General features: G+C 62.5%; 23 protein-coding genes and 1 riboswitch. Of the genes, 10 read left to right on the forward strand and 13 right to left on the reverse strand.

Going from position 1 to position 26,627, the window contains the following annotated elements; all coding sequences use genetic code 11:
* Positions 1-4: 4 nt before the first annotated feature.
* From fhuF to M728_RS10710, 3 genes are all read left to right on the forward strand, one after another.
* Positions 5-760: a siderophore-iron reductase FhuF gene (gene fhuF, locus M728_RS10700; protein ID WP_156943331.1), complete on the forward strand. Its 756-nt coding sequence runs from the start codon at positions 5-7 to the stop codon at positions 758-760.
* A 1-nt stretch (position 761) separates the two neighbouring features.
* Entirely contained in the window at positions 762-1,892 is a 1,131-nt protein-coding gene (locus M728_RS10705) for an ABC transporter substrate-binding protein (RefSeq protein WP_370906445.1), read from the forward strand.
* 111 nt (positions 1,893-2,003) lie between these two features.
* Positions 2,004-2,525: a hypothetical protein gene (locus M728_RS10710; RefSeq protein WP_026618994.1), complete on the forward strand. Its 522-nt coding sequence runs from the start codon at positions 2,004-2,006 to the stop codon at positions 2,523-2,525.
* A gap of 160 nt (positions 2,526-2,685) precedes the next feature.
* On the opposite strand, the gene M728_RS10715 is transcribed toward M728_RS10710, so the two are convergent.
* Genes M728_RS10715 through M728_RS10725 form a run of 3 tightly spaced genes read right to left on the reverse strand, consistent with a single transcriptional unit; the run spans position 2,686 to position 9,145 of the window.
* Entirely contained in the window at positions 2,686-4,230 is a 1,545-nt protein-coding gene (locus M728_RS10715; RefSeq protein ID WP_026618993.1) for a trimethylamine methyltransferase family protein, read from the reverse strand.
* Between the two features lie 23 nt (positions 4,231-4,253).
* Positions 4,254-6,701 carry an FAD-dependent oxidoreductase gene (locus tag M728_RS10720; protein WP_026618992.1) on the reverse strand — a complete coding sequence of 816 codons (2,448 nt, stop codon included), beginning with the start codon at positions 6,699-6,701 and terminating at the stop codon, positions 4,254-4,256.
* Positions 6,698-9,145, reverse strand: coding sequence for an FAD-dependent oxidoreductase (locus tag M728_RS10725; RefSeq protein ID WP_026618991.1), 2,448 nt, complete (start codon positions 9,143-9,145; stop codon positions 6,698-6,700). Before M728_RS10725 ends, M728_RS10720 begins: the two co-directional genes overlap by 4 nt.
* Positions 9,146-9,271: 126 nt before the next feature.
* On the opposite strand from M728_RS10725, the gene M728_RS10730 reads away from it, so the two are divergent.
* Positions 9,272-10,123, forward strand: coding sequence for a LysR family transcriptional regulator (locus M728_RS10730; RefSeq protein ID WP_026618990.1), 852 nt, complete (start codon positions 9,272-9,274; stop codon positions 10,121-10,123).
* A gap of 197 nt (positions 10,124-10,320) precedes the next feature.
* Here the strand turns inward: M728_RS10730 and M728_RS10735 are convergent, their stop codons facing one another.
* Positions 10,321-12,000, reverse strand: a complete 1,680-nt coding sequence (locus tag M728_RS10735) for an alpha/beta-hydrolase family protein (RefSeq protein WP_026618989.1) — start codon at positions 11,998-12,000, stop codon at positions 10,321-10,323.
* Positions 12,001-12,157: 157 nt separating this feature from the next.
* On the reverse strand, positions 12,158-12,616 hold the full coding sequence (locus M728_RS10740) for an Lrp/AsnC family transcriptional regulator (RefSeq protein WP_026618988.1): 459 nt from the start codon (positions 12,614-12,616) through the stop codon (positions 12,158-12,160).
* Positions 12,617-12,740: 124 nt separating this feature from the next.
* Between M728_RS10740 and M728_RS10745 the strand changes: the two genes are divergently transcribed.
* Complete coding sequence (locus tag M728_RS10745; RefSeq protein WP_026618987.1) at positions 12,741-14,024, forward strand: cystathionine gamma-synthase family protein; 1,284 nt, start codon at positions 12,741-12,743, stop codon at positions 14,022-14,024.
* Positions 14,025-14,046: 22 nt separating this feature from the next.
* On the opposite strand, the gene M728_RS10750 is transcribed toward M728_RS10745, so the two are convergent.
* On the reverse strand, positions 14,047-14,397 hold the full coding sequence (locus M728_RS10750; RefSeq protein ID WP_026618986.1) for a glyoxalase superfamily protein: 351 nt from the start codon (positions 14,395-14,397) through the stop codon (positions 14,047-14,049).
* Positions 14,398-14,537: 140 nt separating this feature from the next.
* Entirely contained in the window at positions 14,538-15,014 is a 477-nt protein-coding gene (locus M728_RS10755; RefSeq protein WP_026618985.1) for a DUF1772 domain-containing protein, read from the reverse strand.
* A 192-nt stretch (positions 15,015-15,206) separates the two neighbouring features.
* Positions 15,207-15,470, forward strand: a riboswitch (cobalamin riboswitch).
* A 41-nt stretch (positions 15,471-15,511) separates the two neighbouring features.
* Between M728_RS10755 and M728_RS10760 the strand changes: the two genes are divergently transcribed.
* Both M728_RS10760 and M728_RS10765 read left to right on the forward strand, forming a co-directional pair.
* The gene (locus tag M728_RS10760) at positions 15,512-15,688 is read left to right on the forward strand and encodes a CbtB-domain containing protein (protein WP_026618984.1); all 177 of its coding nucleotides are present in this window, start codon (positions 15,512-15,514) and stop codon (positions 15,686-15,688) included.
* A gap of 202 nt (positions 15,689-15,890) precedes the next feature.
* On the forward strand, positions 15,891-16,676 hold the full coding sequence (locus M728_RS10765; RefSeq protein WP_026618983.1) for a CbtA family protein: 786 nt from the start codon (positions 15,891-15,893) through the stop codon (positions 16,674-16,676).
* Positions 16,677-16,764: 88 nt separating this feature from the next.
* On the opposite strand, the gene M728_RS10770 is transcribed toward M728_RS10765, so the two are convergent.
* Both M728_RS10770 and M728_RS10775 read right to left on the reverse strand, forming a co-directional pair.
* Positions 16,765-17,493, reverse strand: coding sequence for a ferric iron reductase (locus tag M728_RS10770; RefSeq protein ID WP_245269659.1), 729 nt, complete (start codon positions 17,491-17,493; stop codon positions 16,765-16,767).
* A 140-nt stretch (positions 17,494-17,633) separates the two neighbouring features.
* A complete protein-coding gene (locus M728_RS10775; protein WP_026618981.1) occupies positions 17,634-18,944 on the reverse strand; it encodes a glucoamylase family protein in 1,311 nt (436 codons plus the stop codon).
* A gap of 315 nt (positions 18,945-19,259) precedes the next feature.
* Between M728_RS10775 and M728_RS10780 the strand changes: the two genes are divergently transcribed.
* Both M728_RS10780 and M728_RS10785 read left to right on the forward strand, forming a co-directional pair.
* Complete coding sequence (locus M728_RS10780) at positions 19,260-20,054, forward strand: DUF1194 domain-containing protein (RefSeq protein ID WP_026618980.1); 795 nt, start codon at positions 19,260-19,262, stop codon at positions 20,052-20,054.
* 284 nt (positions 20,055-20,338) lie between these two features.
* Complete coding sequence (locus M728_RS10785) at positions 20,339-21,019, forward strand: redoxin domain-containing protein (RefSeq protein ID WP_026618979.1); 681 nt, start codon at positions 20,339-20,341, stop codon at positions 21,017-21,019.
* A 226-nt stretch (positions 21,020-21,245) separates the two neighbouring features.
* Here the strand turns inward: M728_RS10785 and M728_RS10790 are convergent, their stop codons facing one another.
* The 4 genes from M728_RS10790 to M728_RS10805 form a co-directional block, all read right to left on the reverse strand.
* Positions 21,246-21,668: a hypothetical protein gene (locus M728_RS10790; RefSeq protein WP_026618978.1), complete on the reverse strand. Its 423-nt coding sequence runs from the start codon at positions 21,666-21,668 to the stop codon at positions 21,246-21,248.
* A 444-nt stretch (positions 21,669-22,112) separates the two neighbouring features.
* Entirely contained in the window at positions 22,113-22,346 is a 234-nt protein-coding gene (locus tag M728_RS10795; RefSeq protein WP_026618977.1) for a hypothetical protein, read from the reverse strand.
* Positions 22,347-22,527: 181 nt separating this feature from the next.
* Positions 22,528-23,760 carry a YcaO-like family protein gene (locus M728_RS10800; RefSeq protein ID WP_084044287.1) on the reverse strand — a complete coding sequence of 411 codons (1,233 nt, stop codon included), beginning with the start codon at positions 23,758-23,760 and terminating at the stop codon, positions 22,528-22,530.
* Between the two features lie 644 nt (positions 23,761-24,404).
* Positions 24,405-24,824, reverse strand: coding sequence for a DUF1236 domain-containing protein (locus tag M728_RS10805; protein ID WP_026618975.1), 420 nt, complete (start codon positions 24,822-24,824; stop codon positions 24,405-24,407).
* A gap of 174 nt (positions 24,825-24,998) precedes the next feature.
* Between M728_RS10805 and M728_RS10810 the strand changes: the two genes are divergently transcribed.
* Positions 24,999-25,838 carry a hypothetical protein gene (locus M728_RS10810; protein WP_026618974.1) on the forward strand — a complete coding sequence of 280 codons (840 nt, stop codon included), beginning with the start codon at positions 24,999-25,001 and terminating at the stop codon, positions 25,836-25,838.
* Positions 25,839-26,627: the final 789 nt, after the last annotated feature.

The following is a 26,627-nucleotide window of genomic DNA, read 5'->3' on the forward strand; positions in this document are numbered from 1 at the left end:
GGCCATGACGACGGCCGGGCGCGAAAGCATGGTGCATGTCGGCGGGCCGACGCCCCTGTCGGCCGCCTTTGCCGGCCCGCATGCCTGGTGCAACGAGAAAATGGTGCTGTCGGCGGACCTTGCCGACGGCATTCCGCTGCCCGAGTTCTTCGCCTCAGGCGCCTTCGACCGGGCCCTTTCCCTCTATGCCGAGACGTCCGGCGGCAGCGATCGTCGCGCCGTCGCCTCCATGTGGTCGCTCTTTTATTTCTCCGCTCTGACCATTCCCTATGTGGTTGCCCGGGTGCTGGACCATCAGGCACTCCCCGTCATGTTCGAGGACATGACGGTGGCCCTCTCCGCTGATGGGCTTCCCCGCGCTTTCGGAGTCGCGACAGCCGGTGAATGGCGGGACGGCGCAGGCGAGATTTTCGCGGTGATCGGCTCACTCATGGAGGAGCACCTTTCCAGAGTGGTGCCCTATCTCAAGGCGACTGGCGGAATATCGCCCAAGCTCGCCTGGAACAATGCCGCCGTTTATATCGACTACGCGCTCCGCACAGCCGGAACCGAACCCTTGAATGAGCAGGCGGATGCCATGGTCGGCTGTCGCGTAATGCCCAATGGCGCGCCCAACCCGTTCTTCGATTGCCTGCGGCAGGAAGAGGAGGCGGACGGAACGCGCGTCTGTCGGCGCAAGATCTGCTGTCTCAGATATCTCCTCCCCGGGGTCCCGAGCTGCGGCAGCCTGTGCGCCCTTCCCAGCCAAAGGAACCAATAGTTTGCTTCGCCTGCTCCTTATGCTTATCCGCGCCGGCGCGCTTCTGCTCGCGCTCCTTCTCTCCCTCACCGTTCGAGCGGAGACGCAATGGCCGCTGACGATCACCGACGCGGTCGGCCGGGAGGTCACGATCCCCGCGAGACCAAAGGCCGTGCTGCTGGGCAGCGGTTTCAATCTCGTGGCGCTCTCGCTCATCCATCCCGATCCGGTCAGCCTGCTCGCCGGCTGGTCCGGCGACATGAAGAACGACAATCCGGAAATCTACAAAAGCTTCGTGCGCAAGTTCCCGAGGCTCGGCGAGCTGCCGCTGATCGACGACGGCAGCGGGCCCGGCCTCTCCTTCGAGACGATCCTGACGCTCAAGGCCGACCTTGCGGTTCTCGCCAATTGGCAGGCCGACACCGAGGCCGGCCAGCGCGCTATCGAATACCTCGAAAGCACCGGCGTTCCGGTCGTCGTCGTCGATTTCAACAACGAGCCGCTCAAGAACACGCCCGACAACATGCGCCTCCTCGGCAAGATCTTTGAAAGAGAAGAGCAGGCCGAGGACTTCGCCCGCTTCTACGAAGAGCGCCTCGCCCGTATTCGCGACCGCGTCGCAAAGCATCCGGAACCTAGCCCGAAGGTCCTCATGGACGCCTTCCCTGCGGCGGATCGCTGCTGCTGGGCCTATGGCGTCGGCGGCCTCGGCGAATTCATCGGCGTTGCCGGCGGCCGCAACATCGCCGAGGGCAAATTGCCGCGGCCCGGCGGCATGATGAATGCGGAAGCGGTGATGGCCGAAAACCCTGACGTCTACATCGCCACCTCGTCGCCCGGCGGGAAATACAGCGGTTTCTCGATCGGCCCGGGGGTTGCTCCCCAAGAGGCGGAGCGGACATTGGCGGAAGCTGTCGACAAGCCGGTAATGGCAAGCATCGCCGCCGTGCGCAATGGACGGGTGCACGGCCTCTGGAACTTCTTCAACGCCATTCCGCTCAACATCGTCGCGGCCGAGGCCTTCGCCACTTGGCTGCGGCCGGACCTTTTCCCCGACATCGATCCAGCGGCGACGCTCGCGGAGATCAACCGGCGCTTCGCCGCCGTTCCTTTCGAGGGCAGCTACTGGATCAGCCTGAAGGCACCGAAATGATGTGGGCTGCGGCGGCGCGAGGATGCGACGTAGGCCCCACCCGAAAGCGGCCGCCCCACTCCATTGCCAGTTGCTCACCACCCTATATAAGACTCCGACAGGAGGACTTTGATGCTGTGGCTGGTTGCGTTACCTCTGGGCGTGGCGCTCGTATATCTGGCGGCGCGCTACGGCCGATTTCGCAGTTGGCTGGAGCCGGTTCTGTCGATCGCCGTCGCCCTGGCGCTCACCGCCGCCTTCCTGGTCTGGCTGAGCGAAGGCACCCCCGAACAGCCTCCGGCGCCCGCTCCGACTCCGGCCGCGACCGGTCTCGCGGTTTCCGATATCCTGCTCGAGAACATGAGTTTCGAGCCTAACCAGTCGCGGCGCAGCTACCGCGTTCGCGGCACCGTCGCCAACACATCCGACGTGGCACTCGAGTATTTCCGGCTGACCGTCACGCTCGAGGATTGCCCGCAAGGCACCTGCAGGCGGATCGGCGACGACACTGCTCTCATTCTCGTACGTGTGCCCGGTGGCCAGAGCCGCCCGTTCGAGACGTTTCTCACCTTTCCTTTTAGGCTCGATGAGCCGCCAACAGCCCCGAAGTGGAGCTACAGGGTGAGCGCGGTTAGAGGTGCGGCCGGCCGTTGAATTGGGCGCCTGCAGCAGTGCCCTTCATCCGTCTGCCGGCGCCTTCTCCCAATTTGATGGGGAGAAGGGACTCGCGGCGCACTCCCCGCTTACGAGGAGGGCTAGTCCTCGGGTTAAACCCGAGGAGAGGGGCGGATCGCGGACGGCGCAGGGAACGGCCTCAGCAATAGATTCTGAACCGCTCGCGGATTGCCCGGTCGATCTCCGGCGCAATGACGGACGGCGCGGCATCGGCGAGGATGCGATTCTTCCTCTCGATCGCACGGGCGACGAGATCCGGCCGGCCAATTTCCACCCATTCCTTTGGACTCGTCCGGTCGGCGACAGCCGGGTAGATATACTCCGTCTGCATGAGCCCAAGCGTTTGCGGATGGCCGAGATAGTGACCGGGACCCTCAAGGCAGACGGAGCGCATGGTATCGAGCGACACCGAGTCTTCCGTGACATTGATACCGCGGATGCAGCGCTGCACCTGGCCGAGCATGTCGTCGCCCAGCACCAGCGATTCCAGGCAGAAGCCGAGAAGCGAAGCATGCATGCCGACGGCTTCGTAGACCATGTTGAGACCCGAGAGCCCCGCCATGACGTTTGAGATCGCCTGCTCCCAGCCGGCCTGCATGTCCGGCAGCTTCGCATCGGCAATGCCGGCGGCGGCCCCCCCGGGCAGGCGGTAGAACTGGTGCATCTGCGCGCAGCCAGCAGTCAACAGTGCCTGCTCGCCCGAACCACCCGACATCGCCCCGGTTCTTAAGTCCGAAACGAAGGGCCAGGTGCCGAAGACGGCCGGATGGCCGGGCGAAAGTGCGTTGACGTAAACCACACCGGCCAAGCATTCTGCAACCGCCTGGACGATCGCGGTCGCAAGCGGCGCTGGAGCCGTCGCTCCCGCCTGCCCGGCGGAAAGAAGCAGGACCGGCATGCCGCCACGGATGCACTTCTCCATGGTGATGCAGCTTTCCTCGGCGAATTTCATCGGCGGCACGACGAAGCAGTTGGAATTGGAAACGAAGGGTCGCGCCCGCCACTTCTCCTCTCCGCCGGCGATCATGTGGATCAGATCGAAGCAGCCCTCGACATGCGACGGATCGGAAAAGCTGGTGCCGACATGTTTGGTGGTGCCGGCGCAGCAGGCATAAAGCGTATTGATGTCCATCAGGAAATTGTCGGGAATGTCCCGGCAGACCATCGCGCGCTGGAAGAAGTGCACATTATCGAGATGGTGGACGAGCTGCGCGGCATTGAGCAGATCCTTCGCCGTCGACTCGCGATATTCCCGCTTCTCGACATCGACAACGTGGACTGCCGCGCCGGCAGTGCCGTAATAGACGCGGGTGCCGGTGAGTTCGAGATCCTGTTTCGGATCACGGGCGTAAAGCGTGATGTCACGCGCGGCGATGGCGAGCATGTCCTCGACCAGCGCGCGGGGAAAGCGGATGCGCCCGTCTTCGCCGAGGATAGCGCCGGCCCCGGTCATGATCTCGATCCCGGACTTCGGCGCGTTGGCAAGGCCGATCTGCTCCAGGGCATCGAGCGCCGCTTCGTGGATGCGTTTCACGCCTGCCTCGGTCAGCGGCTTGTACTGACCGCCGGAAAGGCCGGGGCGAACCGGCCGGATGTTTTCGGCGAGCGGAGCGGAACGAAGCGCGACGCGCGCCGCCCGTCCGCCGGACCGTCTCGAAACCGCAACTGCGCATTCGTCAGCCATCGTCATGTCTCCAAAAATGCGGCCTACGCCCGCACCCGCTCCGCCTTCGGGTCGTACATCGGCTTCAACGAAGCCTCGGCCTGGACCCGCGTTCCGGCGATCTCGATCTCGTAGCTCGACGCCAGAACGTCCGTGTCGCTTTCACCGTGACTCGGCACGAAGCCAAGCCCGATAGCGCCGCCGAGACAATGGCCGTAATTGCCCGACGTGATCGTGCCGACGATTTCACCGTCGCGCACGATCGCTTCGTTGTGGAAGAGCAGCGGCTCCGGATCGGTGAGCCGGAACTGCACCAGCCGGCGCGTGAGGCCCTTCTCGCGCTTGGCAAGCACCGCCTGGCGACCGATGAAATCCCCCTTCTCCGGCTTAACCGCAAAGCCGAGTCCGGCTTCCAGCACGTGATCCTCATCGGTGATATCGTGGCCGAAATGGCGGAACGCCTTTTCGATGCGGCAACTGTCGAGCGTGTGAAGGCCGCAGAGTTTGAGGCCGACATCCCGACCGGCGGCCTCCAGCACCTCGAAGACATGGGCGGCCTGGTCGGTGGAGACGTAAAGCTCCCAGCCGAGCTCACCGACATAGGTGACGCGGTGGGCGCGGGCGAGCCCCATGCCAATCTCGATCTCGCGCGCCGTGCCGAAGGGATGCGCCTGATTGGAGAAATCGTTCGGGCTCACCTTTCGCATCAGCTCGCGCGCATTCGGCCCCATCACACAGAGCACGCTCTCGGCAGCGGTCACATCGGTAACCACCACGAACTCGGCCCCAACATGCTTGCGCAGCCAAGCGAGGTCACGCTGCAACGTCGCGCCTGACACGGTAAGGAGGAACGCGTTTTCCGAAAGACGCGTCACCGTTAAGTCGCACTCGATGCCGCCGCGTGCGTTCAGCATCTGAGTATAGACAATCCGCCCCCGTTCAACGTTCATCTCGTTGGCGCAAAGGCGCTGCAGGAACGCGAGTGCATCGCGGCCTTCGACGCGGATCTTGCCGAAGGACGTCATGTCGAACAGGCCGACGCCATTTCGAACAGCCAGGTGCTCTTCCCGCTGGTTGTCGAACCAGTTCTGCCTCTTCCAGGAATAGCGGTATTCGCGTTCCTGGCCTTGCCTGGCAAACCAGTTGGCGCGCTCCCATCCGGCCACTTCGCCGAACACCGCGCCGCGCACCTTCAAGTGCTCATGCAGCGGCGAGCGGCGAACGCCCCGTGCCGTCGCCATCTGGCGATAGGGGAAATGATCCGCATAGAGCAGCCCGAGCGTCTCGCAGACACGCTCCTTGAGATAGGCGCGGTTCTTCTGGAACGGCTGCGCCCGGCGGATATCGACCTCCCAGAGATCGAATGGCGGTTCCCCGTCATTCATCCATTGCGCCAGCGCCATGCCGGCACCGCCGGAGGAGACGATGCCGATCGAGTTGTAACCAGCCGCCACCCAGTAGCCTTTGAGTTCCGGCGCCTCGCCGAGATAGTAGCGGTCGTCGGGCGTAAAACTTTCCGGCCCGTTGAAGAAGGTATGGATGCCAGCCGTCTCCAGCATCGGCATGCGGTTGACCGCCATTTCGAGGATCGGCGCGAAATGGTCGAAATCCTCCGGCAACTGGTCGAAGCAGAAATCCTCGCGAATGCCGTCCATGCCCCAGGGCTTGGCCTTGAGCTCGAAGGCGCCGATCAGCATCTTGCCGGCATCCTCCTTGTAATAGGTGCATTCATCCGGCACCCGCAGCACCGGCAACCGGCTCAAGCCGGGGATCGCCTCGGTGACGATGTAGAAGTGCTCGCAGGCGTGCAGCGGCACGGTGACGCCGGATTGGCTCGCAAGCTCCCTGCCCCACATGCCGGCGCAATTGACGACGTTTTCCGTCGCGATCGTGAAGCTCTCGCCGTTCTGCTCGCAGGTGACGCCGGCGACGCGGCCGTCCTTCGTCAGGACCGAGGTGACTTTCACGCCCTCAATGATCGTCGCGCCGTTCTGCCGCGCGCCCTTGGCAAGCGCCATGGCGATATTGGCCGGATCGCACTGGCCGTCGAGCGGCAGGTGCACCGCCGCCTTGACGTCGGAAGTGTTGAGATGCGGATACATCGTCTTGACTTCGTCCGACGTGATCTCGCGGACATCTACATTGAAGGCCCGGGCGAGCGAGGCCTGCCGGTAGATCTCCTCCTTGCGCTCTTCGGTGAGCGCCACCGTAATCGAGCCGTTCTGCCGCATGCCGGTCGCGATACCGGTTTCGGCTTCGAGCTTGACATACAGGTCGGCCGAGTATTTCGCGAGCCGCGTCATGTTCTGCGAGGCGCGGAGTTGGCCGATCAGCCCGGCCGCATGCCACGTGGTGCCTGAGGTCAATTGCTTGCGCTCGAGCAGGACCACATCGGTCCAGCCGAGCTTCGCCAGGTGATAGGCGACCGAGCAGCCGGAAACACCGCCGCCGATGATGATCACCCGCGCCTTCGCGGGAATGGGCTTCGTCATGCCTTCAATCTTTCGTTCGAGGGATCCCAGAGCGGCTGATCGGGCTCAACCGTTGCCTTGAAGCGGTCGCCGAAAATCTCGACCTCGATCTCCTGGCCCGGCACCGCGAGATCGGCGCGCAGCATGCCAAGCGCGATCGACTTGCCGACGCGATAGCCCCAGTTGCCGGAAGTTGTTTCGCCGACCACCTCGCCGCCCGACCATAGCGTGGACATATAGGGCGCGTCGCACTCGCCGGCCTCGACCGTCAGCGTCACGAAGCGCTTGATGACTCCCTGCTGCTTCTCGCGCTCAAGCGCCGCCTTGCCCTTGAAGCGCGGCTTCGACCAGTCGACGAAGCGCTCCAGCCCACCCTGAAGGATGGTGTAGTCGGTCGAAAGATCGCCCTTCCAGGCGCGATAGCCCTTTTCGATGCGTAGGCTGTCGAGCGCTTCCATGCCGAAGGGCTTCAGGCCGTGTTTCTGTCCGGCTTCCCAAACAGCATCGAAGATCACGGCGGCATCGTCTACCTTGGTGTGGATTTCCCAGCCAAGTTCGCCGGCAAAGGAGACCCGGACGAGTTGGCAATAGCGCCCGCCGATCTCAGCCGTCTGATGCGTCAGCCAAGGCTTCAAAAGATCGGCACCAGAGACTTCCGCGAGAATTGTGCGCGACTTGGGGCCGGTCAGGATCTGACAGGAGAAACTTGCCGTCACCTCATCGAGCGTGAAGGCGGCATTCGCCGGACGGTGCTTCTGTAGCCACTCGAAATCATGCCATTGCGCCGCAGCCGCGGTGATCAGAAAGAAAAAGTCCTCCTCGATCGCCATCACCGACATTTCCGTGACGATGCGGCCCTTGTCGTCGGCGAAATAGGCAAGGCCGATGCGCCCGGGCTTCGGTACGCGCCCGGTGATGAGGCCGGAGAGCCATTCACGCGCGCCCTCGCCCTTCACCCGGAAGCGCGAGAAGCCCGGCAGGTCGAGGATGCCGGCGGCATCGCGTACCGCCAGGCACTCCTCCTCAATGCGCTTCGCCCAGGGACCTCCCCGTCCCCAGGTCTGGGTCGCCTCTTCGGATGTATCGTCGCCGGGCTTCGCATACCACATGGCGCGTTCCCAGCCGTTATAAGGTTTGAACTGCGCACCAAGGGCGGCAATGCGGTCGTGGATCGGCGAAAGCTTCTTGTTGCGCCCGGCCGGCCAGTAATGCTTCGGGAAATGCATCGCATATTCATGGCCGTAGACTTCCATGCCCTTGGCGACGCAATAGTCCTGGTCGGTATAGTCGGTATAGCGGCGCGGATCGCAGGACCACATGTCCCATTCCGTCTGACCCTCGGTCACCCATTCGGCGAGCACCTTGCCGGCCCCGCCTGCCTGGCAGATGCCGAAGGTGAAGACGCAGGCCTCGAAGGCGTTCGGCACGCCCGGCATCGGCCCGATCAGCGGATTGCCGTCCGGCGCATAGGGGATCGGCCCATTGATGACACGCGAGACGCCTGCCGTGCCGAGGATCGGCACGCGCTCGACGGCATCGTTCAGATACCATTCGAGCCTTTCGAGATCGTCCGGGAAGAGCTGGAAGGAGAAATCCTCCGGCATCCGATCGTCTGGCGTCACCCAATGGGGCCGACAGTTCCGCTCGTAGGGCCCGAGATTCATGCCGTATTTTTCCTGCCGGAGATAATAGGAGGAGTCGACATCGCGTAAGAGCGGCAGCTTGTGTCCGGCCTCCTTCGACCAGGCCGCAAGCTCCGGGATCTCATCGAAGAGAATGTATTGATGGCTCATCACCATCATCGGCACGTCGCGGCCGAACATCTTGCCGACTTCGCGGGCGTAATAGCCGGCGGCATTCACCACATATTCGCAGCGGATCTCTCCCTGCGGCGTGGAGATCACCCACTCGTCCTTTTCGCGTCGCGCCCCGGTGACAGGGCAGAAGCGGACGATCTTCGCGCCCATGTCGCGCGCGCCCTTTGCCAGCGCCTGGGTGAGCTGGGCGGGATCGATGTCGCCGTCATAGGGATCGTAGAGCGCGCCCGTCAGATCACGCGTTTCAAGGAATGGATAGCGGGTGCGCATCTCGTCGGGCGTCAGAATATCGAGCTCCATGCCCTGGTAGCGGCCCATGCCGACGACGCGCTTGAATTCCTGCAGCCGCTCCTTGGAGTGGCCGAGGCGGATCGAGCCGGTGACATGATAGTTCATCGGATAGTCGACCAAAGCGCCAAGTTCGCGGTAGAGCGAGGCCGAATAGCGCTGCATGTTCATGATCGACCAGGACGAGGAGAAGGTCGGTACGTTGCCGGCCGCATGCCAGGTCGAGCCGGCGGTGAGCTCGTTCTTCTCGAGAAGCACGCAATCGGTCCAGCCGGCCTTGGCGAGATGGTAGAGCGAGGAGGCCCCGACGGCTCCCCCGCCGATGATCACGACACGTGCGTGAGACGGTAAATTCGACATGCGCTGCTCCCTCTTTGTCGCGATATTTGACGAGGAGCGGAGTGCCATCAAGCACGCAGATCCGCCTTTATTGATCGAAGAATTCGATTAGATTGGTTCCTTCGGGAGACAAGGAACGCCACGAATATGCAAGTCGATCTGATCGAAACCTTTCTGGACCTGATGGAGACACGCAATTTCAACCGCACCGCCGAGCGGCTGAACATCACGCAATCGACCGTCTCCCATCGCGTGAAGGCGCTCGAGGTGCAGTTCAACCGCAAGCTCTTCACCCGAAACAAGGGCGGGACCATTCCGACGGCCGCTGGCTTGCGCTTTCTCGATTACGCGAAAGCCATGCAGAATCAGTGGCATGAGGCTACTCGCGCAGTGACGAGCGCCGGCGCCCTGGAGCGCTCGATGCGGCTCGGCATCCAGCATGATCTGGCGGAAACCCTGGCCGGCCGCTGGGTGGCAGCAATTCGCCGCGAACTGCCGACGACGGAGATCTATATGGAAGCGGATTATTCGAACCAGATGAACCGCGACCTTGCCGCCGGAGAGCTCGATCTCGCGATCCTCTATACACCTCATTTCCTGCCCGATCTTCATTATGAACGCATCGGCGAACTGCATTACGTCCTGGTCAGCACCGAGGCTCGCGATATGACCGGCGTGAGGCCTGAAACCTACATCCGCTCGAGCTATTCGCCCGCCTTCGACCGCGCCCACCGACTGGCAATGCCACACCTTTCGGGCGCGTCACTTGCCGCCGGCCAGAACATGGCCATCGCTGGGCTGCTACGCGCGCTCGGAGGCGCGGCCTACGTGACGAAGGCGAGCGCCGAGCGGATCTCCGAAGACGACGTTGCAGCAATCGTCGCCGACGCGCCGGTCATTCCGCAGGCCGTCTATGCGGCAACAAGTCTTCGCACCCGCCATGCCCATCAGCACCGCAAGATTATCGGTGCGATGGAGGGGCTGCTTTCCGCCTTGTAACGTGCCAGTCAGAGAGCGGCCTCAAGTAAGCATGCGAAATTGCCCCTCTCCTCGGGTTCAACCCGAGGACTAGCCCTCTCCCCGCAAGCGGTGAGAGAGGACTGGAGGGTGCCGCATCGTCCCTTCGCCCCGCCTGCGAGGAGAAGGCGCTGGCAAGCGGATGAGGGGCAGTTCCGTGCGCCGCCACGGCCCTTCCCTCACCGTCCTTTGAATTGCTCCTTCAGCCGCACGACGTCCGCAGCCGTCACGCCTTGCGGATCGGTGACCGCCATCCAGGCGTCGATGTAGTGCTCCGGCGCATACACATGGCCGTAACCCATCGGCGAAGTCGTCGCCAGAGCCATGTCGGCGAGCAGCTGCAGCCCGGTGACGACTGGGAACCAGCTCAATGCCGGCGATACATCCGGCCCGCGCGGCGCCTTCATCCAGTCGGGTTCTCGATAGAAGGAGCGCGGGTCGAAGAAGGTCACCGGGTCGCTCGCATATTGCAGGTAGACGATGCGCATCGCACCCCAGCGGGCACCGGGAATCTCGAGCGAATTCTCCTGGTTCGTGAAGCGGATGATCGAGCTGTCCCGGTAGCGCGGCAGCCAGGCGGGCGAACCGGGAACGCGATTGGCCGTCACGGAAAGCCAGAGCGCGCTTTGAAAGGGCGGCCCGCTCCAGAGCGCGCCCTGGAAAGGATCGCTGATCACGTCGAAGAGATCGACGGAGCCTTGCGAGTTCATCGCTCCCAGGCTCAGACCATGCAGATAAAGCTTCGGACGACGGTCCTTCGGCAGCGTCGTCCAGTAGCCGTAGATCTCGTCGAAGAGCGCATTGGCGACTTCCGAGCCGTAACCCGGCTCGACCAGCAGCGACAGCCAGCTCGTGAGATAGGAATATTGCACCGCCACGCTCGCAACGTCGCCGTGCAGCAGATATTCGAGCGTGTCGAGCGCCGCCGGATCGATCCAGCCGGTGCCCGTCGGTACGACGATGAAGAGCGACTTGCGCTCGAAGCCGCCGGCGCGTTTCAGTTCTTCGAGCGCCAGTTTTGCCCGATCCTGAGCCGTCTCCGCGGAATTCAGCCCGACATAAACGCGCACCGGGTCAGGGGCAGCGCCGCCGAAGAAGGCGCCGATCTCGGCTCCCGTCGGACCGGAGGCGATGAACTGGCGCCCCTGCCGACCAAGCTCGTCCCAGTTCAGCAAAGACGCGTCGCTGCCTGTCTTGGCGGGATCGACAGGGGGTGCGATATCGGGATCGATAAGCGCATCGAGTTGTTGGAAAGAACTGTCCGCCGCACGAAGCGCGAACTTGAAAATCACCCCATTCGCCACCGACCAGAAGAGCGCGAGGGCGATGAGCCCGCCAACGGCGTTGGCGATGGGTCGCGTCAGGAAATATTGCAGCCATCGAGAAAGAACGCGGAAAGTCAACCGGAACAGCCGCGCTAGGAAGACGAGCGCGACGAAAAGCAGGCCTGCAACGAGGCCGATCCTCAACGGTTCCGCGCTCTCGATCGATTCAAGCCCCATGAGATGGCGCACCGTGTTCTGCCAGCCCGCTGCCTGCCACAGGAAGACGGCGGCGGCCGCGATCGAGACGATCGCCGCGGCGATTTTCAATGTGCGCGCCCGTCTGACCGTCGGCTCCGGAAGTTCGAAGAAGGACCAGAGCCAGCGCAGAAGCACGCCGATCGCGTAGCCGGCGGCAAGAGAAAAGCCGGAGATCACCGCCTGAATGAGATAGGGCCGCGGTATGAGACTTGGCGTCAGCGAAACCGCGAAGAAGAGCACGCCGACGAGCAGGCCGCTCGTGGAGAATGAACGCAGGAGGCTCAAAAGATGACGCGGAAACGGCCTCGGCAGGTCCGTCTGCTGAACGTGTTCCATGGCGGACCTCCACTTCGCGGGCGTTGTCGCCGCAATACTCGCTGATTGTCCGGCGCGAGCGACGCGCTGGCGGCAATGTCGCTTTCCGCTCCCGCACAGTCAACCATTGCCGTCCCTCGCCGGGGCGGGGACCCGGGAGTCCCGGTCGGATCCCGCGCTAGATTCTCCGCTCCTTGATCGTGTTCATCACGAAGCTCGTTTCGATCGACGCGACGCATTTGAGCCGCGCGATCTTCTCCTTGATGAAGCGCTCGTAATGGTCGAGACCGGCGCTCATCACCTTCAGCACATAATCGCGCGAGCCGGTGACAAGATGGCATTCAAGCACCTCCTCCCAGCCGCGGATCGCCTCCTCGAACATAACGATCTCGTCCTCGTGCTGACGGCTCAATCTCACCGTCGCAATCGCCGTCATTGTCCAGCCCTCGATGGCCGGATCGACGAGCGCCGTGTAACCTCGGATGACGCCTGTTTCCTCCAGCCGCCGCAGGCGGCGGAGGCAAGGCGAGGGAGAAAGGCCTACGCGCTCGGCAAGCTCGTTGTTGGTGATTCTCGCATCGGAAATCAGCTCCTTCAGAATCCGGCGATCCGTGTCATCGGCAATTTTTTGCGCCATGTCATTGCTACTCCGGCAAAAAGTTGCGCCCCATCAAAACGAAGTGATCGCAAATAGCAAGGATCGGCCCAGGCGTTTGATATAATTTAGCTGTAGTCGCGTCCCCTGCACCAAGGAGAGAACCATGACAGCTCCGCACCCGTCCAAGACCCACATCGGCAACCACAAACTGCATCCGGAAACGCTGATGCTGAACTATGGTTACGATCCCGAGCTGTCAGAGGGCGCCGTCAAGCCGCCGGTTTTCCTCACCTCCACATTCGTCTTTCACTCGGCCGAAGAGGGCCGCGACTTCTTCGATTTCGTCTCGGGGCGGCGCGAACCGCCTGCCGGCGTCGGCGCTGGGCTCGTCTACTCCCGTTTCAACCACCCGAACAGCGAGATCGTCGAAGACCGGCTCGCCATTTTCGAGCGGGCGGAAGCAGGCGCGCTCTTTTCATCCGGCATGTCGGCGATCGCAACGACGCTGCTCGCCTTCGTGCGCCCCGGAGATGCCATACTGCACTCTCAGCCGCTCTATGGCGGCACCGAGACATTGCTCGCCAAGACCTTCCGCAATCTCGACATCTCCGCCGTCGGCTTTGCCGACGGCATCGATGAGGCGGCGGTCAGCGCCGCGGCGGAAGAAGCAATGAGTAAGGGGCGTGTCGCCGCGGTCTTGATCGAGACGCCCGCCAATCCCACCAATAGCCTCGTCAATATCTCCATGGTCCGCCGCATCGCTGACAGGATCGGGGAGAAGCAAGGTCACAGGCCGATCCTCGCCTGCGACAACACCCTACTCGGTCCGGTGTTCCAGCACCCGATCGAACACGGCGCCGATCTCTCGCTCTATTCGCTGACCAAATATGTCGGCGGCCACTCCGACCTGATCGCCGGGGCAGTGCTCGGCTCCAAGGCACTGATCAAGCAGGTGAAGGCGCTTCGCGGTTCGATCGGCACGCAACTCGATCCGCATTCCTGCTGGATGATCGGCCGGTCGCTGGAGACGCTGTCCGTGCGCATGCAGAAGGCAAACGACAATGCCCGCATCGTCGCCGAATTCCTGCGTGATCATCCGAAGGTCGAGCGCATCCATTATCTGCCCTTCCATGACGAGGCGTCTCCGGTCAGCCGCGTGTACTCCGCGCAGTGCAGCGGAGCCGGTTCCACCTTCTCCTTCGACATCGCAGGCGGCGAGGAGGCGGCGTTCCGCTTCCTCAATGAATTGCAGATCTTCAAGCTCGCCGTCAGCCTTGGTGGTACGGAGTCCCTCGCGAGCCATCCGGCCGCGATGACCCATTCCGGCGTGCCGATCGAGGTGCGTCATCGCATCGGCGTGCTCGAATCCACCATCCGCCTGTCGATCGGCATCGAGCATCCGGACGATCTCGTCGCCGACGTCGCCAATGCCCTGACGACCATCTGATGCGGTGGGAGGCGGCGCCGACTTAATGCGTCAGGATATTGACGATGTTGCCGAAGGGATCACGCAGAAAAAAACGCCGCACGCCCCAGGGCTCGTCGGTGATATCGTGGACGATCTCGATGCCTGCGGCCTTCGCTTGGCGGTAGACTTCATCCACATCGTCCACTTCGATCGAGAGCGCCGGCACCGGCGTTCCCGATCCGCCTTCGGTCGCGAAGCTCACCTGCGGCATGGCGGAGCCGCCTACCGCCGCATAGGTGACGAGCCAGCCGTGATCCATCACTACCTCGAGGCCGAGCAGATCCGTGTAGAAATGGCGCGCACGTTGCGGATCGGACACCTGAAGGTTTGGCATGATACGCCGGACTGTCATTTGACCCTCCCGAATTGATGAGGCCGCCCTCACCGCCCCTGCACTTATAACAGAGCCGGCAGCAATCAAGTGACAACGGTCGCGGCAGCCGATCAGAGCGACAGGATGAAGAGTAGCGCACTGTCGTGACCGCCAGCGCCTCAGACGCGCGCGAAGCCCAGCACGAAAAGGGCGAGCGATGCGATCGAGGCAAGCGTTCGGACATGGTTCCACCAGACCCAGTCGGTCAAGTAGCGCTGTTGCCAGAGTTCGGTTGCGGCCTGGCCGGGAGAAGCGGCGGCAAGCGCATTGTTCAGCGGCACGTTGAAGACCATCGTTACCACCAGCGTGCCAATGAAATAGACGAGCCCGCCCGCCGCCAGCAGATAGCTCCCCTCCCCGCCCCAGAGGGCGGTGACGACAAGGACTAGGCTGAGAAGCGCCGTGCCCAGGAATGCGGTAAGGAACAGCGGGTTCTGGATTACTACGTTGATGGCATTCATCGCAGCGATACCCTCTTCGGGCGGCAGTCGCGACAACGCCTGCATGATGCAGACGGAAAAAACGAAGAAGAGGCCAGCCATCAGACCGGAGCCGATGACGGCAGCAAAGGCCAGGACGGGGATAAGGGCAATCATCGCACAGTTCTCCAGATACGAATCGCAGCCTCTGCAGGCGTGCAAATCACATGGGCGCGTACTCAACTGAAGAGATAGCCGACCGTCGCGCCACAGTCACCAGTGGTCCTCTTCGAGGGCGATGCGAATGCGCGAAAAGCCGCTTCACACTTTCAGCATCCACCTCGATTGACATCGCCAGCGCGCGAACCTAATCATCTCTGATCGGTTGGTTCCCGGAATGCGAACGCTTTTCGGGAGTAAACGGGAACGTGACGGATGGACCCACACTGGGCATCTCAATCACGGCCGACCCCGCGACTGTAGAGCGGCGTGAACTTGCCGTTCCGGAGCGATCCGGAAAAAGCCACTGGGACGGACCGCGAGAGGCGGTTTGACCTGGGAAGGCGAGGCAAGTCCCTGGTGTCTCACCTGACGCCGCGAGCCAGGAAACCTGCCAATCGATGCGGGCACAGTGCCCACCCGGGTAACATCCCCTTGCCATCACGGAGGTTGTCATGGCTACGTCTACCATCTCGAGCATTCCGCTCTCCCTCAGCGATCGCCTGACCGCGGGCTTCGTCGCCCTAATGATCGGCGCTTTCCTCGTCTTCGGCGCAGGCCTCGCAAACTCGGCCGTGCTGCACGACACCGCACACGACACCCGTCATTCCTACGGCTTCCCCTGCCATTAAGCGATGTGATGGGACGCTTGCCGCGTTCCACATCGACCGGCGGCAGACCGACTTCCAGCGTGAGGAGCATGAGCGCACTTGCCGTAGAGCATGCGCGCTTGCCGCTTCGCGTGCCGGCATCGGTCTGTCTATATGGCAACCGGAAATGGCGCCTGCCGATGTCGCAAGGACAGCGCGCGCGCCGGATTGAGGAAAATCGACAATGATCGTCAAAACACTTCTGGCCGCGATCGTGGCCGGGCTGATATCGGGCGTCTTCATGACGGCCGCTCAGGAGCTACGCGTCACGCCGCTGATCCTCCATGCTGAGGAATTTGAAGGCGAAGCGCCGGCCGCCCCCATCCAGCCGAGCGGCCAGCAGCCGGCGGCAACCGACCATCAGCACTCGCTGAACGACGCCTCGCCATTCGGCACCATGCTCGCAACGCTCTCGCCGATTACCCCGGCCTATGCCCATGAGCACGAGGGCGGGCATGAGGAAGGCGGCATCATGTTCGGGATGAGCCGCTTCTCCGGCACGCTTCTCGCCAATCTCGTGACCGGCGCCGGCTTTTCGCTGCTGCTTGCCGGCGTCAGCTTGGTGATCGGCCATCCGATCACGCTTCAAAACGGCGCGCTCTGGGGAGCCTTCGGCTGGCTTGCCGTTCACCTCCTGCCCGCGATCGGCCTTCCGCCGGAACTCCCCGGCTTCCCGGCAGCCGAGCTCGGCGATCGGCAGACCTGGTGGGCTGCGACCGTGCTGCTCTCGGCCGTCGCCCTCTATCTGGTGGCGCTCCGCCGCGAGGTGATCGCCAAGATCGGCGGGCTCGCTCTGATCGCAGCTCCTCATGCCTATGGCGCGCCGCAGCCGCTCGATATCTCCAGCAATGTTCCAGCGGTCCTCGGCGCCGAATTCGCCGTCGCGGCTCTGGCGACGACCCTCGCCTTCTGGCTTGTCCTCGGTGTCGTCTCCGGTTTCATCAACGAGCGGTTCGTCAAGGCGGGTTAGCCTTCAGCTGCCCCTCGCCCTAACTCTCTCCCCGCAAGCGGGGCGAGGGGACGAGGCAGCGGGATGAGGGGAGGAAAGTTCTTCTCGTTCAATCGCTTAAAGCGCGCCCGTCCCGCAAACGCGCCCGCAGCCGCTCCCGCCGAAGCTCCGGCTCGAGCAACACGCACGTATCACAGTAGCTGCCGCCGTCGCTGCGGTAGTAGAGACAACATCCGCCCCGCATCCGGTAAGTCCGGGAAAGCGCTTCCTCTCCCGAACCGCAGCCCTGTGTCGCGTCAACTCTCTCGTAGCATAATTCCCGCGAATAGAGCGGCGAGCCCACGCGTTTGACGATCGCCAGCGCCCGTTCCATTGCATCGGCCTCGGCTCCTCGCCGCCGCCCGATTTCGAGGAAAGCGCCGGCGAGTCCGTCGGCGGCAAGGCGCCACTGGGCACGGGACGAAAGCCCGCAGCGCCGCTCGATGAGCGCGATCACCGGTTTTAGCTGCGCGATGAAACTATCGTGGAAAACCCCGTCCGCATCCGTGAACGCCGCCTCGTCCGCAGCCCGCGGCAGCCTGGCAAGGAAATGAAAGCGGCCGGCCTCAACCTTACGGCCTCCCACCAACCTCTGATGGCTTTCGAAGCGCAGATCCGTCACCTCAGGGACTACTCCGCCGACGAGATAGATCGCACCGGCAGCAAGGCTGAACTGATGGCTGTAGAAGGCAATGAGATGCGCCGCCCGGATCTTGTCGTCCATTCCGGATGCGAAACGTTCCTGGTACGCGAGAACCGTTTCAAGGTCGGCCGAAGCCTCGGCCCAGAACGCCGCCAAGGAGCGGAATCCGGCCGCCCCGGTGGCAAGGGAACAGGCCACTTCCGCAAAAGCATCCGCGAGCCATATGACGGCATCCGTAGCGCCTACTTCCGCCGATGCGCCCCTGCCCTGCCGCGCCTGCAACCTGCTTGCTCCCTTCAGACCCGAGAAACGGGCGCCGAAAGCCAGCCGCCCTCGAAGCCGCCCTTGCGCAGCCCACGCGTGATCGCTGGAATGCCGCGCGTCAACTCCCAAATGAGCCCGCTTCTCCAGTTCTCGATCATCATGACCGATAGCCCCTGGTCAAGCCCGACGATCCTGTCATCCACCCAACCCTCGGGTCCCGCGCCTGGTAAGCTCGGATTGAAGCCGCCGGGAAGCCGCTCCTCCCTCATGAGTCCCGGATATCGCCACATCAGGTGGGCGAGACTGGCGAGGCAAGCATCCGGCTCGAATGGCAGGCCCGCAAGCGAAGCCCAGGGGACAAGCGTTCCGTCATCCGCGCCGAAGGGAGCGCCGCGCGCCGCGTAGCCCAGCAGTATCTGCCATCGTCCATCGCGGAGGCGCATCCACCCTCTCGGCGCGTGGCAGGCGCTGAGCCCCCAGAGATCGCGGCAATAGCCGGAGAAACCGTGCGGATTCTCCTCCGCATAGGCGCGCTGTAGCTCTATCGCCCGGCGCGTGTTCGCGAAATAGTCGCTTGCCCTCTCCCGCATGCCTCTGTCGCGGATGCTGCGGAAATCGATCCATGCATGCGGAAAGAGGTGGATGAAAAGCGCCCCGGCATGGAGATGGGTCCTTTCCTCGACCGTCAGCCACTCGTGCGCGGTCGTAAAGGCTTCATAGTTTTCCGGAGCGATCGGGTGCGTCGGCGACCCAAGCGCCAGCACGTAGAGAAGCTGTGCCTCGCTGTAGCCGTGCCAGCGGTACTTCAGGAAGCGCCCGGGCGGCCGCCAGCCCATCGTCACGGTGTCGCCGCGATTGAGCGCCCAGGTCCATTCCGCCCTTTCATAGAGGCGCAGGGCAAGAAGTCGAATTTCCGCTTCATTCGCGCTCGCCCCCGTGAAATAAGCAGCCGCCGTCAAAGCGCCGACAAGGAGCAGCGTGCTGTCTATGGTCGAGAGTTCGCTCCGCCAGGTGCGCTCACCTGTGCGCATGTCGAGGAAATGATAGTAGAAGCCGCGATGGCCGGTCGCCTGCGCATCGCTCGCCTGCCGACTACCGGCGAAGAAGCGCAGGGTCGTCAGCACGCGCCGGACGGCCTCGTCGCGTCCTATCCAGCCGCGCTCGACCGCCACCGGGTAGCAGGAAAGGCCGAAGCCTGTGGCAGCGGTGCTCGACGGCGAACCTTCACGCGACGTATCGGCCACAAGGCCGGTACTCGGATCGGAATATCTGAGAAAATACTCGAACGCCGCCCGTTGCAGGCGATCGACGCGTGCGAGATCCGAATTCGGCCTGTGGAACATTCACGGGTATCTCTTTGAGGACCGTGGTCAGATTGCGGCAGCGCGTCCGCTTGGACGCGTCGACCACCAGACGCCTTGGCGGCGCAGTATTGAGATCATTCGCCTTCGCCCGGGGTACTGTTTTCGTGCGCCCGCTCGCCTGGCGATCACCGAATATTGTAAGCCGGCTCTGCGGCAACAGTCGCCGATTTCCAATCCTGTGCTACATTCATCGGATGGTATCACCGGCAAAGCAACGCCTAATTTGCGGCGAAGCTGGTGTCGGGGCGTGGACGGTTCGTCCCGATGCGTTGATCATGATGATTGGCTGATGCGATGTTGAGCGTGATGGCGTTGATCCTGGCTCTCAGTGGAAGCCCGATACAGTCGGCCGCCATGCCCGCGGATGTCGATGTGGAACTGGTGCTGGCCGTCGACATGTCCGGCTCGATGGATATGGAGGAGGCGCGGGTGCAACGCTCCGGCTACCTCCAGGCGTTGAGGCATCCGGAATTCATCAACGCGGTCAAGGGAGGCTTCCTCGGGCGCATCGCCATAGGCTATTTCGAATGGGCGGGGCTCGTGAACGAAGCCTCCGTCGTCAACTGGCAGGTCATCGATGATGCCGAGGACGCCGAAGCCTTTGCCGCCAAGGTGGAAGCACGGCCGATCGGCACACGCCGCGGCACCTCGATCTCGAATGCAATCATTTTCGGCGCGAACCTGATCGACTCGAATACCTTCTCCGGGGCGCGGCGCGTCATCGACATTTCCGGCGACGGCCCGAACAATACCGGGCCGCCCGTTGCCCCTGCCCGCAACGACGCAATAGCACGCGGGATTGTGATCAACGGCCTTGCGATCTTGATCCGCCCGTCGGTCTCGACCGGACCACTCGATCAATATTATGCGGAATGCGTCATCGGCGGCCCCGGCTCCTTCGTGCTTCCGGTGCATGAGGCCGAGGATTTCGCTGTCGCGATCCGCCAGAAACTGATCCTCGAAGTGAGCGGCGTGGCCCCCAGACCTACGCTTAGCCTCGTCGCCGGCGAACCTGTGGCAGATTGCATGATCGGAGAAAAGCTCCGCCCGGGATTTCTCGACCGGGTCTATCCGGAGCTTGACCGCTAGTGGTGAAAGCCTGACGCTTAGTACCCGAACCGGGAGGGCTGCTCTGGGTGGACAGCGGAAGCCAGTTGTACCCACCATCTACGTCCGGATCGCCGACGTTGCTACATTCCCCCAAGGTTGTATGAATTCGAAAGGACCAGAGCGCTCTTCCACCCGAAACAGAACCTGAATGCAGCGAAGGCTAGAGCTTTTAGTATTTTGACCGTGAGCGCGGTCGTTTGAAGAATTAATATGGACCAAGAAGCCACTGCCTTTTCTTGAATGATCCGGGCGAGGAGGTTTCCATGTCCACGAGCAATGTCGACCGCCCGCTGCAGCCGGGCGACCGGGCACCGAATGTTGTAGTCGATGCGATCTCCCGCGAAGGCAAGATCGCGCTCAATGATTTTCGCGGCCGCAGCCCGTTGTTGATCGGTTTATATCGGGGCCTGATGTGTCCGTTCTGCCGGCGGCATGTCGCGGCGATGGCACAGCTCAGCCCGGTCCTGCGCGAAAAGGGAGTCAATTCTCTGGCGGTGGTGAACACCCCGGTCGAACGGGCGCGGCTCTATTTCCGCTATAACCCGATACCGGGTCTTCTTGCTGCATCCGACCCGGAGCGGGCGTCGCACCGCGCCTTCGGCCTGCCGCTGGTCGAGTTCACGGATGACAAGACCGAATGGCCGCACAAGCTCGGAATGGATGCGGTCATGACCATGCGGGTCGAGTGGCCGGGGGAACTGCCTGAACCGATGGACCCGGCGACCGCGGGCGACCTTCTCAACAAGAAGGATGGATACGAAATGATGGAGGCCGATCAGCAGGTAAGGGTCCCCGACCACATGCAGCTCGTCGGCCACTTCCTGCTCGATCGAGAAGGTGTAGTGCGCTGGAGCTTCACGGAAGTTGAAGAGGAAGGCCGGAATATGGACCGGGCGCTGAATCCCAAAGAATTGATGTCGGCAGCTTCACAACTCTCATGTTGACGGCGAGGAATTCGGCGGAGCGACTTTCGCTCCTGCCGCAATCACGTCCTTCCAGCAACCCTGCTACAGGGCATTTTGCGGGTGGGAAGCCGAAGTTCGGGAGCCCCTCCGTTGAGGGCTTCGCGCCAAACAGCGGACATTCCTGCACACAGATCGCCCGCACGGCGGCAACGATGCCTCAGGGCCTCTTAGAGCCGCCGTTGCGCCCCTTCCGCGCGTCGCCCTCTTATGAGGTCATCAAATCGATGACCCGCATAATCGCGATCGCACTGCTCGCGTTCTGGGTGCCTTCTGTTGTATCGGCGTTAGCGCAGGTCCAAACGTCACCCTTCTTGACTGTGAATTTCTTTCCGTTCTGAACGACTGAAAGTTCTCCCTCTGTCATGTGGCAGACCATGTCGTTCTTCATCACGTTGTCCGGCGTCTTCGCACCGGGTTGAATAACAACATCGCGCAGCTTGACCATTTTATAAGCCGGTATGACTGAAGCCCGCTCACCAAGCGCAACAACCCTGACACCGGGACCGACCTCCTCACCCTCATCCGGGCCGTAGGTCTGGGCGGCTGCTGGTGTCACCCAAGCGATCAGAGGTGTGGCGGCCATTGTAAGACCAAGCGCGAGTGTGGATCTACGATTGACGGCTTCCATTGCTTCCTCCCTAGCCAACTTTGTTCCGGAAAAAAGTAGGCAACCAATCAGTGTGAGCCGCTTCCACTGAGAGTCAACGGGCACTTCCGATTTGGACTGTCTCGCGTACGCTCGTGGGCGAGAGGCTCCGAGAGGTCGACAAACCGCCGGGTCCTCGTGCGAGCGTGTTCGTACCGGCCGGGCGTCGACTTCGATTTGATGTCCGGTCTCGGTCAGGAGTTGCCCAGCTTGCCTCGTTCAACGTCGGCAAAGGGATCGGTTCTCGCCATTCATTGTGGGTACCAAGCGTCAGGCTTTCACCACTAGAAATCTTTCATGGCGATCGGAACCGCCCTCGGGTGGAACGCGCAAAAGCGCAAGCAGCCTCTCGACCCTTCGCACTTTTGCTCGCCCTCGCCAGGGGCTGATCTTGCCTGGACGCCCGGCGACGGGACGCCGGTTCACTCACTGCAACCGACGAGTCGACGTATCGAGGCCCGCGCCCGTGATGACGAGCTCGTGCCGGTGGCGTATCTCGTCGGCGACGGCGTGCAACGCCATCTCGACGCAATATTCCACCGCCTGGGCATCCAGCGCTCGTGCGCTATCGCGGATATGTGTCAGCATCCTCGCGATGCTCGCGAGTTCCGACTCAGTGTCCGTCGAAGATAAAACATGCTTAGTCATTCGAACCCCCACTGCGTACGCTAACCTGAGCCCGACTATAAACGAATCCGCCGCTTACGCGCGTTGCACGAGCGTTGCACACGCAAAAGTAGTTATTCTAGTCACGTTCCACCAAAATCATGGGGGCTCAAATCAATCTGTGAGGAGAAATTGACCGGCAGACTATGAGTGGCGGTTCAGCGAAAAGCGCTATTCAAGACGAGATCGCCCGCGACAGCGCGCGCAAGCCGAAACGACGCGCCCTGTTGCCTTCGGGGCTTTCGAGATCGGGAATGACAACCTTCACTACGGAAAAGGGAAAACGGTCCGCAGAGAGCCGTACCGCGATGACGGACCGGACACCCGCCTCCTTCACACGATCGATGGTGCAACGCAACAGGGAACCGAGGCCGACACCGACCGAGGGGGTGCGAAGCGCCAACCGGCGCGGCTCCGCCAGGAAAGCGCGCCGTGTCGTTTCCGGCAGGGGCCGACTGAAGGCCTCGGGATGGACGTCGTCCCGAGCGCCGCTGACATAGGTGAGTCGCGACTGAACCGCCTCGGTCACCGCTCGGATCGCCGCGCGGACCGGGAAGAGATGCGCTCCGCAGCCGCTCGTCACCTCGACGAAGCGCACTTGCCCGCCGGTTACAACGCTGCTTGGCGCGAGCAGCGCGAGAAAGGCAGGAATATCCATGTCGCTAGTGATGTCGAAAAGCCGGAGCTCAAGCCCCGCCGCTTTGATGCGCTCGACGAGCTGGCCTAGCACCGGATCGCCGAAGGCCTCGGGAGCAACGCATTTGCGATGACGGGCTTCAGGACCGGACACTTGCCAGAGAACATGCGCGTCGCGCTCGACCCGTTCGAGAATGCCATGCAACATCGCCTCCTCGACGACGTTTCCCGACGCGAGCCCGTCGGACGACATCCAGAAGCGCGAAGGACGCGTGCGGTCGAGTAGGACCGCCTCGAGCGGTACGAAGACATCGCGGCCGGAGACAAGATCGACACCGCCGACCCACGTTATTTCTTCATCCGGCCCGACATCCTCCCGCCCCGCCGCGGTGAGGCCGGGAAGCGGATCGGCCGCGCGCCCGGAAGCACCGAGATTGCGGGCGGTATCCACGACCGTTTCGACAGCCGGCTGACCAGCGACGGCGCGCTCCAGCGCTTCCATGATCGCCGACACCTTCGCGTCCGCATCCGTCAGGCCCTTGCCTTGCGCAACGACGATCGACCTTGCGTTCGGCGTAAAGGCGCACCAGACCGGAAGTCCGATATGGTCGAGGCCCGTCTGCCGGGCGACCCTCGTCACGCCGAAACCGGCAAGAAAAGGTCGAACACGGGCAAGTGTCTCCTCCGGGCTGCACACCCGGTCGGAATATGCATTGCCCAACACGGCGCGGCGCTCGGACCCGATGCTTTCCTTCGGCGTCTCGTCCCCCATCCGTTGAATGCCGTCGACGGGCCAGTCACGCCCGCTCATCTGACCGAACATCGCAATTGCCACCGCCGGCTGGCGGTGAAGACAGGACGCCTTCTTCCATGCCCTCTCCTACCTCACGACCAATGTCGAAGCGCTCTCGAATGTCCCGAACAACCCCTGATCAACATGCTCAAAAAGCCGAAACATAGCAACTCGCCGCATACAGCGCCGCGCGCCTTATCAGACGCACAAACGTCGCTGTAGCACTTTGAATTGCTGCATGTCCTTTGTCCCTAAATCGAGGTCGACTCAAGGAGACATGCAGCAGGCGTCTACGGCCGATAACCGATCGGACCGCGGGTGCGCCGTTGTTCGGCCGTCGCTTTGATGCTATATTGATCCTGTTCGATCGAGGGCGCCGGCACCCCTCCGAAGATCGTTCGCCTGGAGCGCGCTTGGCCCAAACAAGCGCGCTTTCATATTTTTGCCCCACCATCGGCGAAGCCAAGATACGACGGCGCAACAACTGCCGCTCATCACAGCAATTTCAGGAAAAGGGTGACCCTCCGGAATTGCGGAGTTTCAAAGGTTAGATCCGGCGCGTCGAGGGAAGCGCCCGGCGCAAAACCCCGGCGAGCCTGGAAGCTCACCGGGTGACGTTTTTTTTATTGAACCACCTGCACCACCGTGCGGGTCTTCGGGTCCGCGATCACGCGCTGCTCGTTGACCACGGCGTAGGCGTAGCGCGTGTCTTCCGGAATGGGAGTGAGGACGACCGTCTCAGGCAACGGCTTGCCCACGACAATCTGCTCCTGGATTACGATCGGTTGCGGCGGAAGCGGCTGCGCTTCCACATACTCGATCACCTTCGGCGGAGGCGGGTCAAGGGCCGCACCAGCGATCGCGCCAGCAACACCACCAACGGCGGCACCGACCGGCCCGCCGACAATCGCGCCCGTGGCGGCTCCGCCGGCCGCGCCGGTTACGGCACTGTTCCTCGATGTGTCTTCCGCCGCAGCAGGGACAGCCATCGAGCTCAATCCGACACCCAAGGCAATAGCACTCTTGATGAGGATACCTGTCATCAGAAGTTCTCCTTGTTATGAGTCCCTTCCAGAGGACAACCCACAGGGCCCGAGAGTGTTCCCGTATTCGCCTCGCTGTAGGTGCTGCCAAGGGGCAGAGTCCTTACACGCGTAGAGATTGCATTAACCATACTCGTTTACGTTCCTCGCGGGGTTTGCAAAGGGAATGGGGCAATGATCCGGGCGGGCAGTCTTCTCGTTATTCTTCTTTCAGGTGCGCGGCTCGCGGCGGCGGCCGATATCGACGGGCCGCTGGTCGGGCCCGAGGATAATTATGAGGTGCCGGTAGAACAATCTTCAGGCGGCGTCGCCGGTTATATCGAAGGCTCCTATGGCGCCGCCGTCGATGCACCCGGCGATATCGATACAGATAGCTGGGAATTGCGAGGTGCGGTGAACTTCGACGCCGGCTCCGGCATGAACCTGCAGGTCGACCTGGGCTACACCCGCGCTTCGTACGATGATCTCGACACGAACAGCTATGATGGCGCGCTCCACGGCTACTACCGCGACAATACTTATGCAGCCGGCGCCTTCCTGCAGGCGGCACGCCTCGATCCGGGCATCGACACCCATGTCAACGATTACCTCGGCGGCCTCGAAGGCGCCTATTTCCTCGACACCTGGACCCTGCACGGGGCGCTCGGCTACGGCCAGACGCGGATGGAAGGCATCGACGCCGACCACTACATGGGCGCGCTCGGCGCACGCATATACGCGACCGACAACATCCGCTTCGACATCGACGGCTCCCTCAACCGCATCTCGGAAAGCGACATCGATTATGATCTGCGTACCCTGAAGCTGACGGCCAACTACCGGCCCGAGGCCTTCCCCGTCACGCTCTTCGCCGGTTACAAATATGTGAATGAAGAGCTCTCCGGTTTCCGTGAATCGCTTTCCGGCAACACGAGCACGATCTTCGGCGGCTTGCGCTTCTCCTTTGGCTCGGCAACCCTGCGGGAGGAAGAGCGCCTCGGCCCTGTCTGGTCCAACAACCGCCTGGCGTTCTGATCCGCCGCTCCGCCGAACCGAACGCGCGCGCCGGATACCCGCACGGCACGAGCAACCGTCATTGCTTGCCTCGTGATATTGAAGGGCGCTCTCGAAAATCGGCGTCGGAAATTGATCGCTTGAAATGGCGGGCCTTCTTTTTGGCCGTATTTGGCCGTAGACGCGCGCTCTTACCTTTCCGGTACTTCGCAAGCGCCTTGCTACGGATGCACTTTCCATTGTTGAGGAGCGCGAAAGCCGCCGCGCGGCAAGACCCGGCTTGAGGTCGCGCGCTGAGCCCGCTGGGGCAACTTGGGCAACTTTCGATCGCGAATGCAATGGCTGAGCGGCGAGCGGCGCTCAACATGAGCAACCTCGAGCTCGAGCTCAAATGTGACCGAACTCAGGGCCGTTCTCTCAACCCGCAATGAGATCAGCATGCACGCAGAGTTCAAGGTCGGCCGTGACTTCATCATTTGCAGAACCGCAAAGGACAGCAGCGGTAAGTGGGCTATGGCGCCGTTCGCTCATATCGTGCAGCTACTGCATGTTTCCTTAAATCGTACCCGATTTAAGGACAAAAACATGCAGCAATTCAAAGTGCTACAGCGTCCTTTGTGCGTCTGAAAAGACGCACGGCGCTGTAATAGTCTAAGCGGAAAACAAGAGGCGGCAGGGAGCGGCCGTAGGCGCTCGACCTGCCGCATGATCGCCCGGCGCCAGAGGGGGAGAGCGCCAGGCAATAAGTAATACTTAGTTTATTTCTTGCTTAATTAGACTTTAGTAGCATAGTCTGACCGTCCACTGCCT

The sequence above is a fragment of the Ensifer sp. WSM1721 genome (assembly GCF_000513895.2).
In the GTDB taxonomy this organism is placed as follows: Bacteria; Pseudomonadota; Alphaproteobacteria; order Rhizobiales; family Rhizobiaceae; genus Sinorhizobium.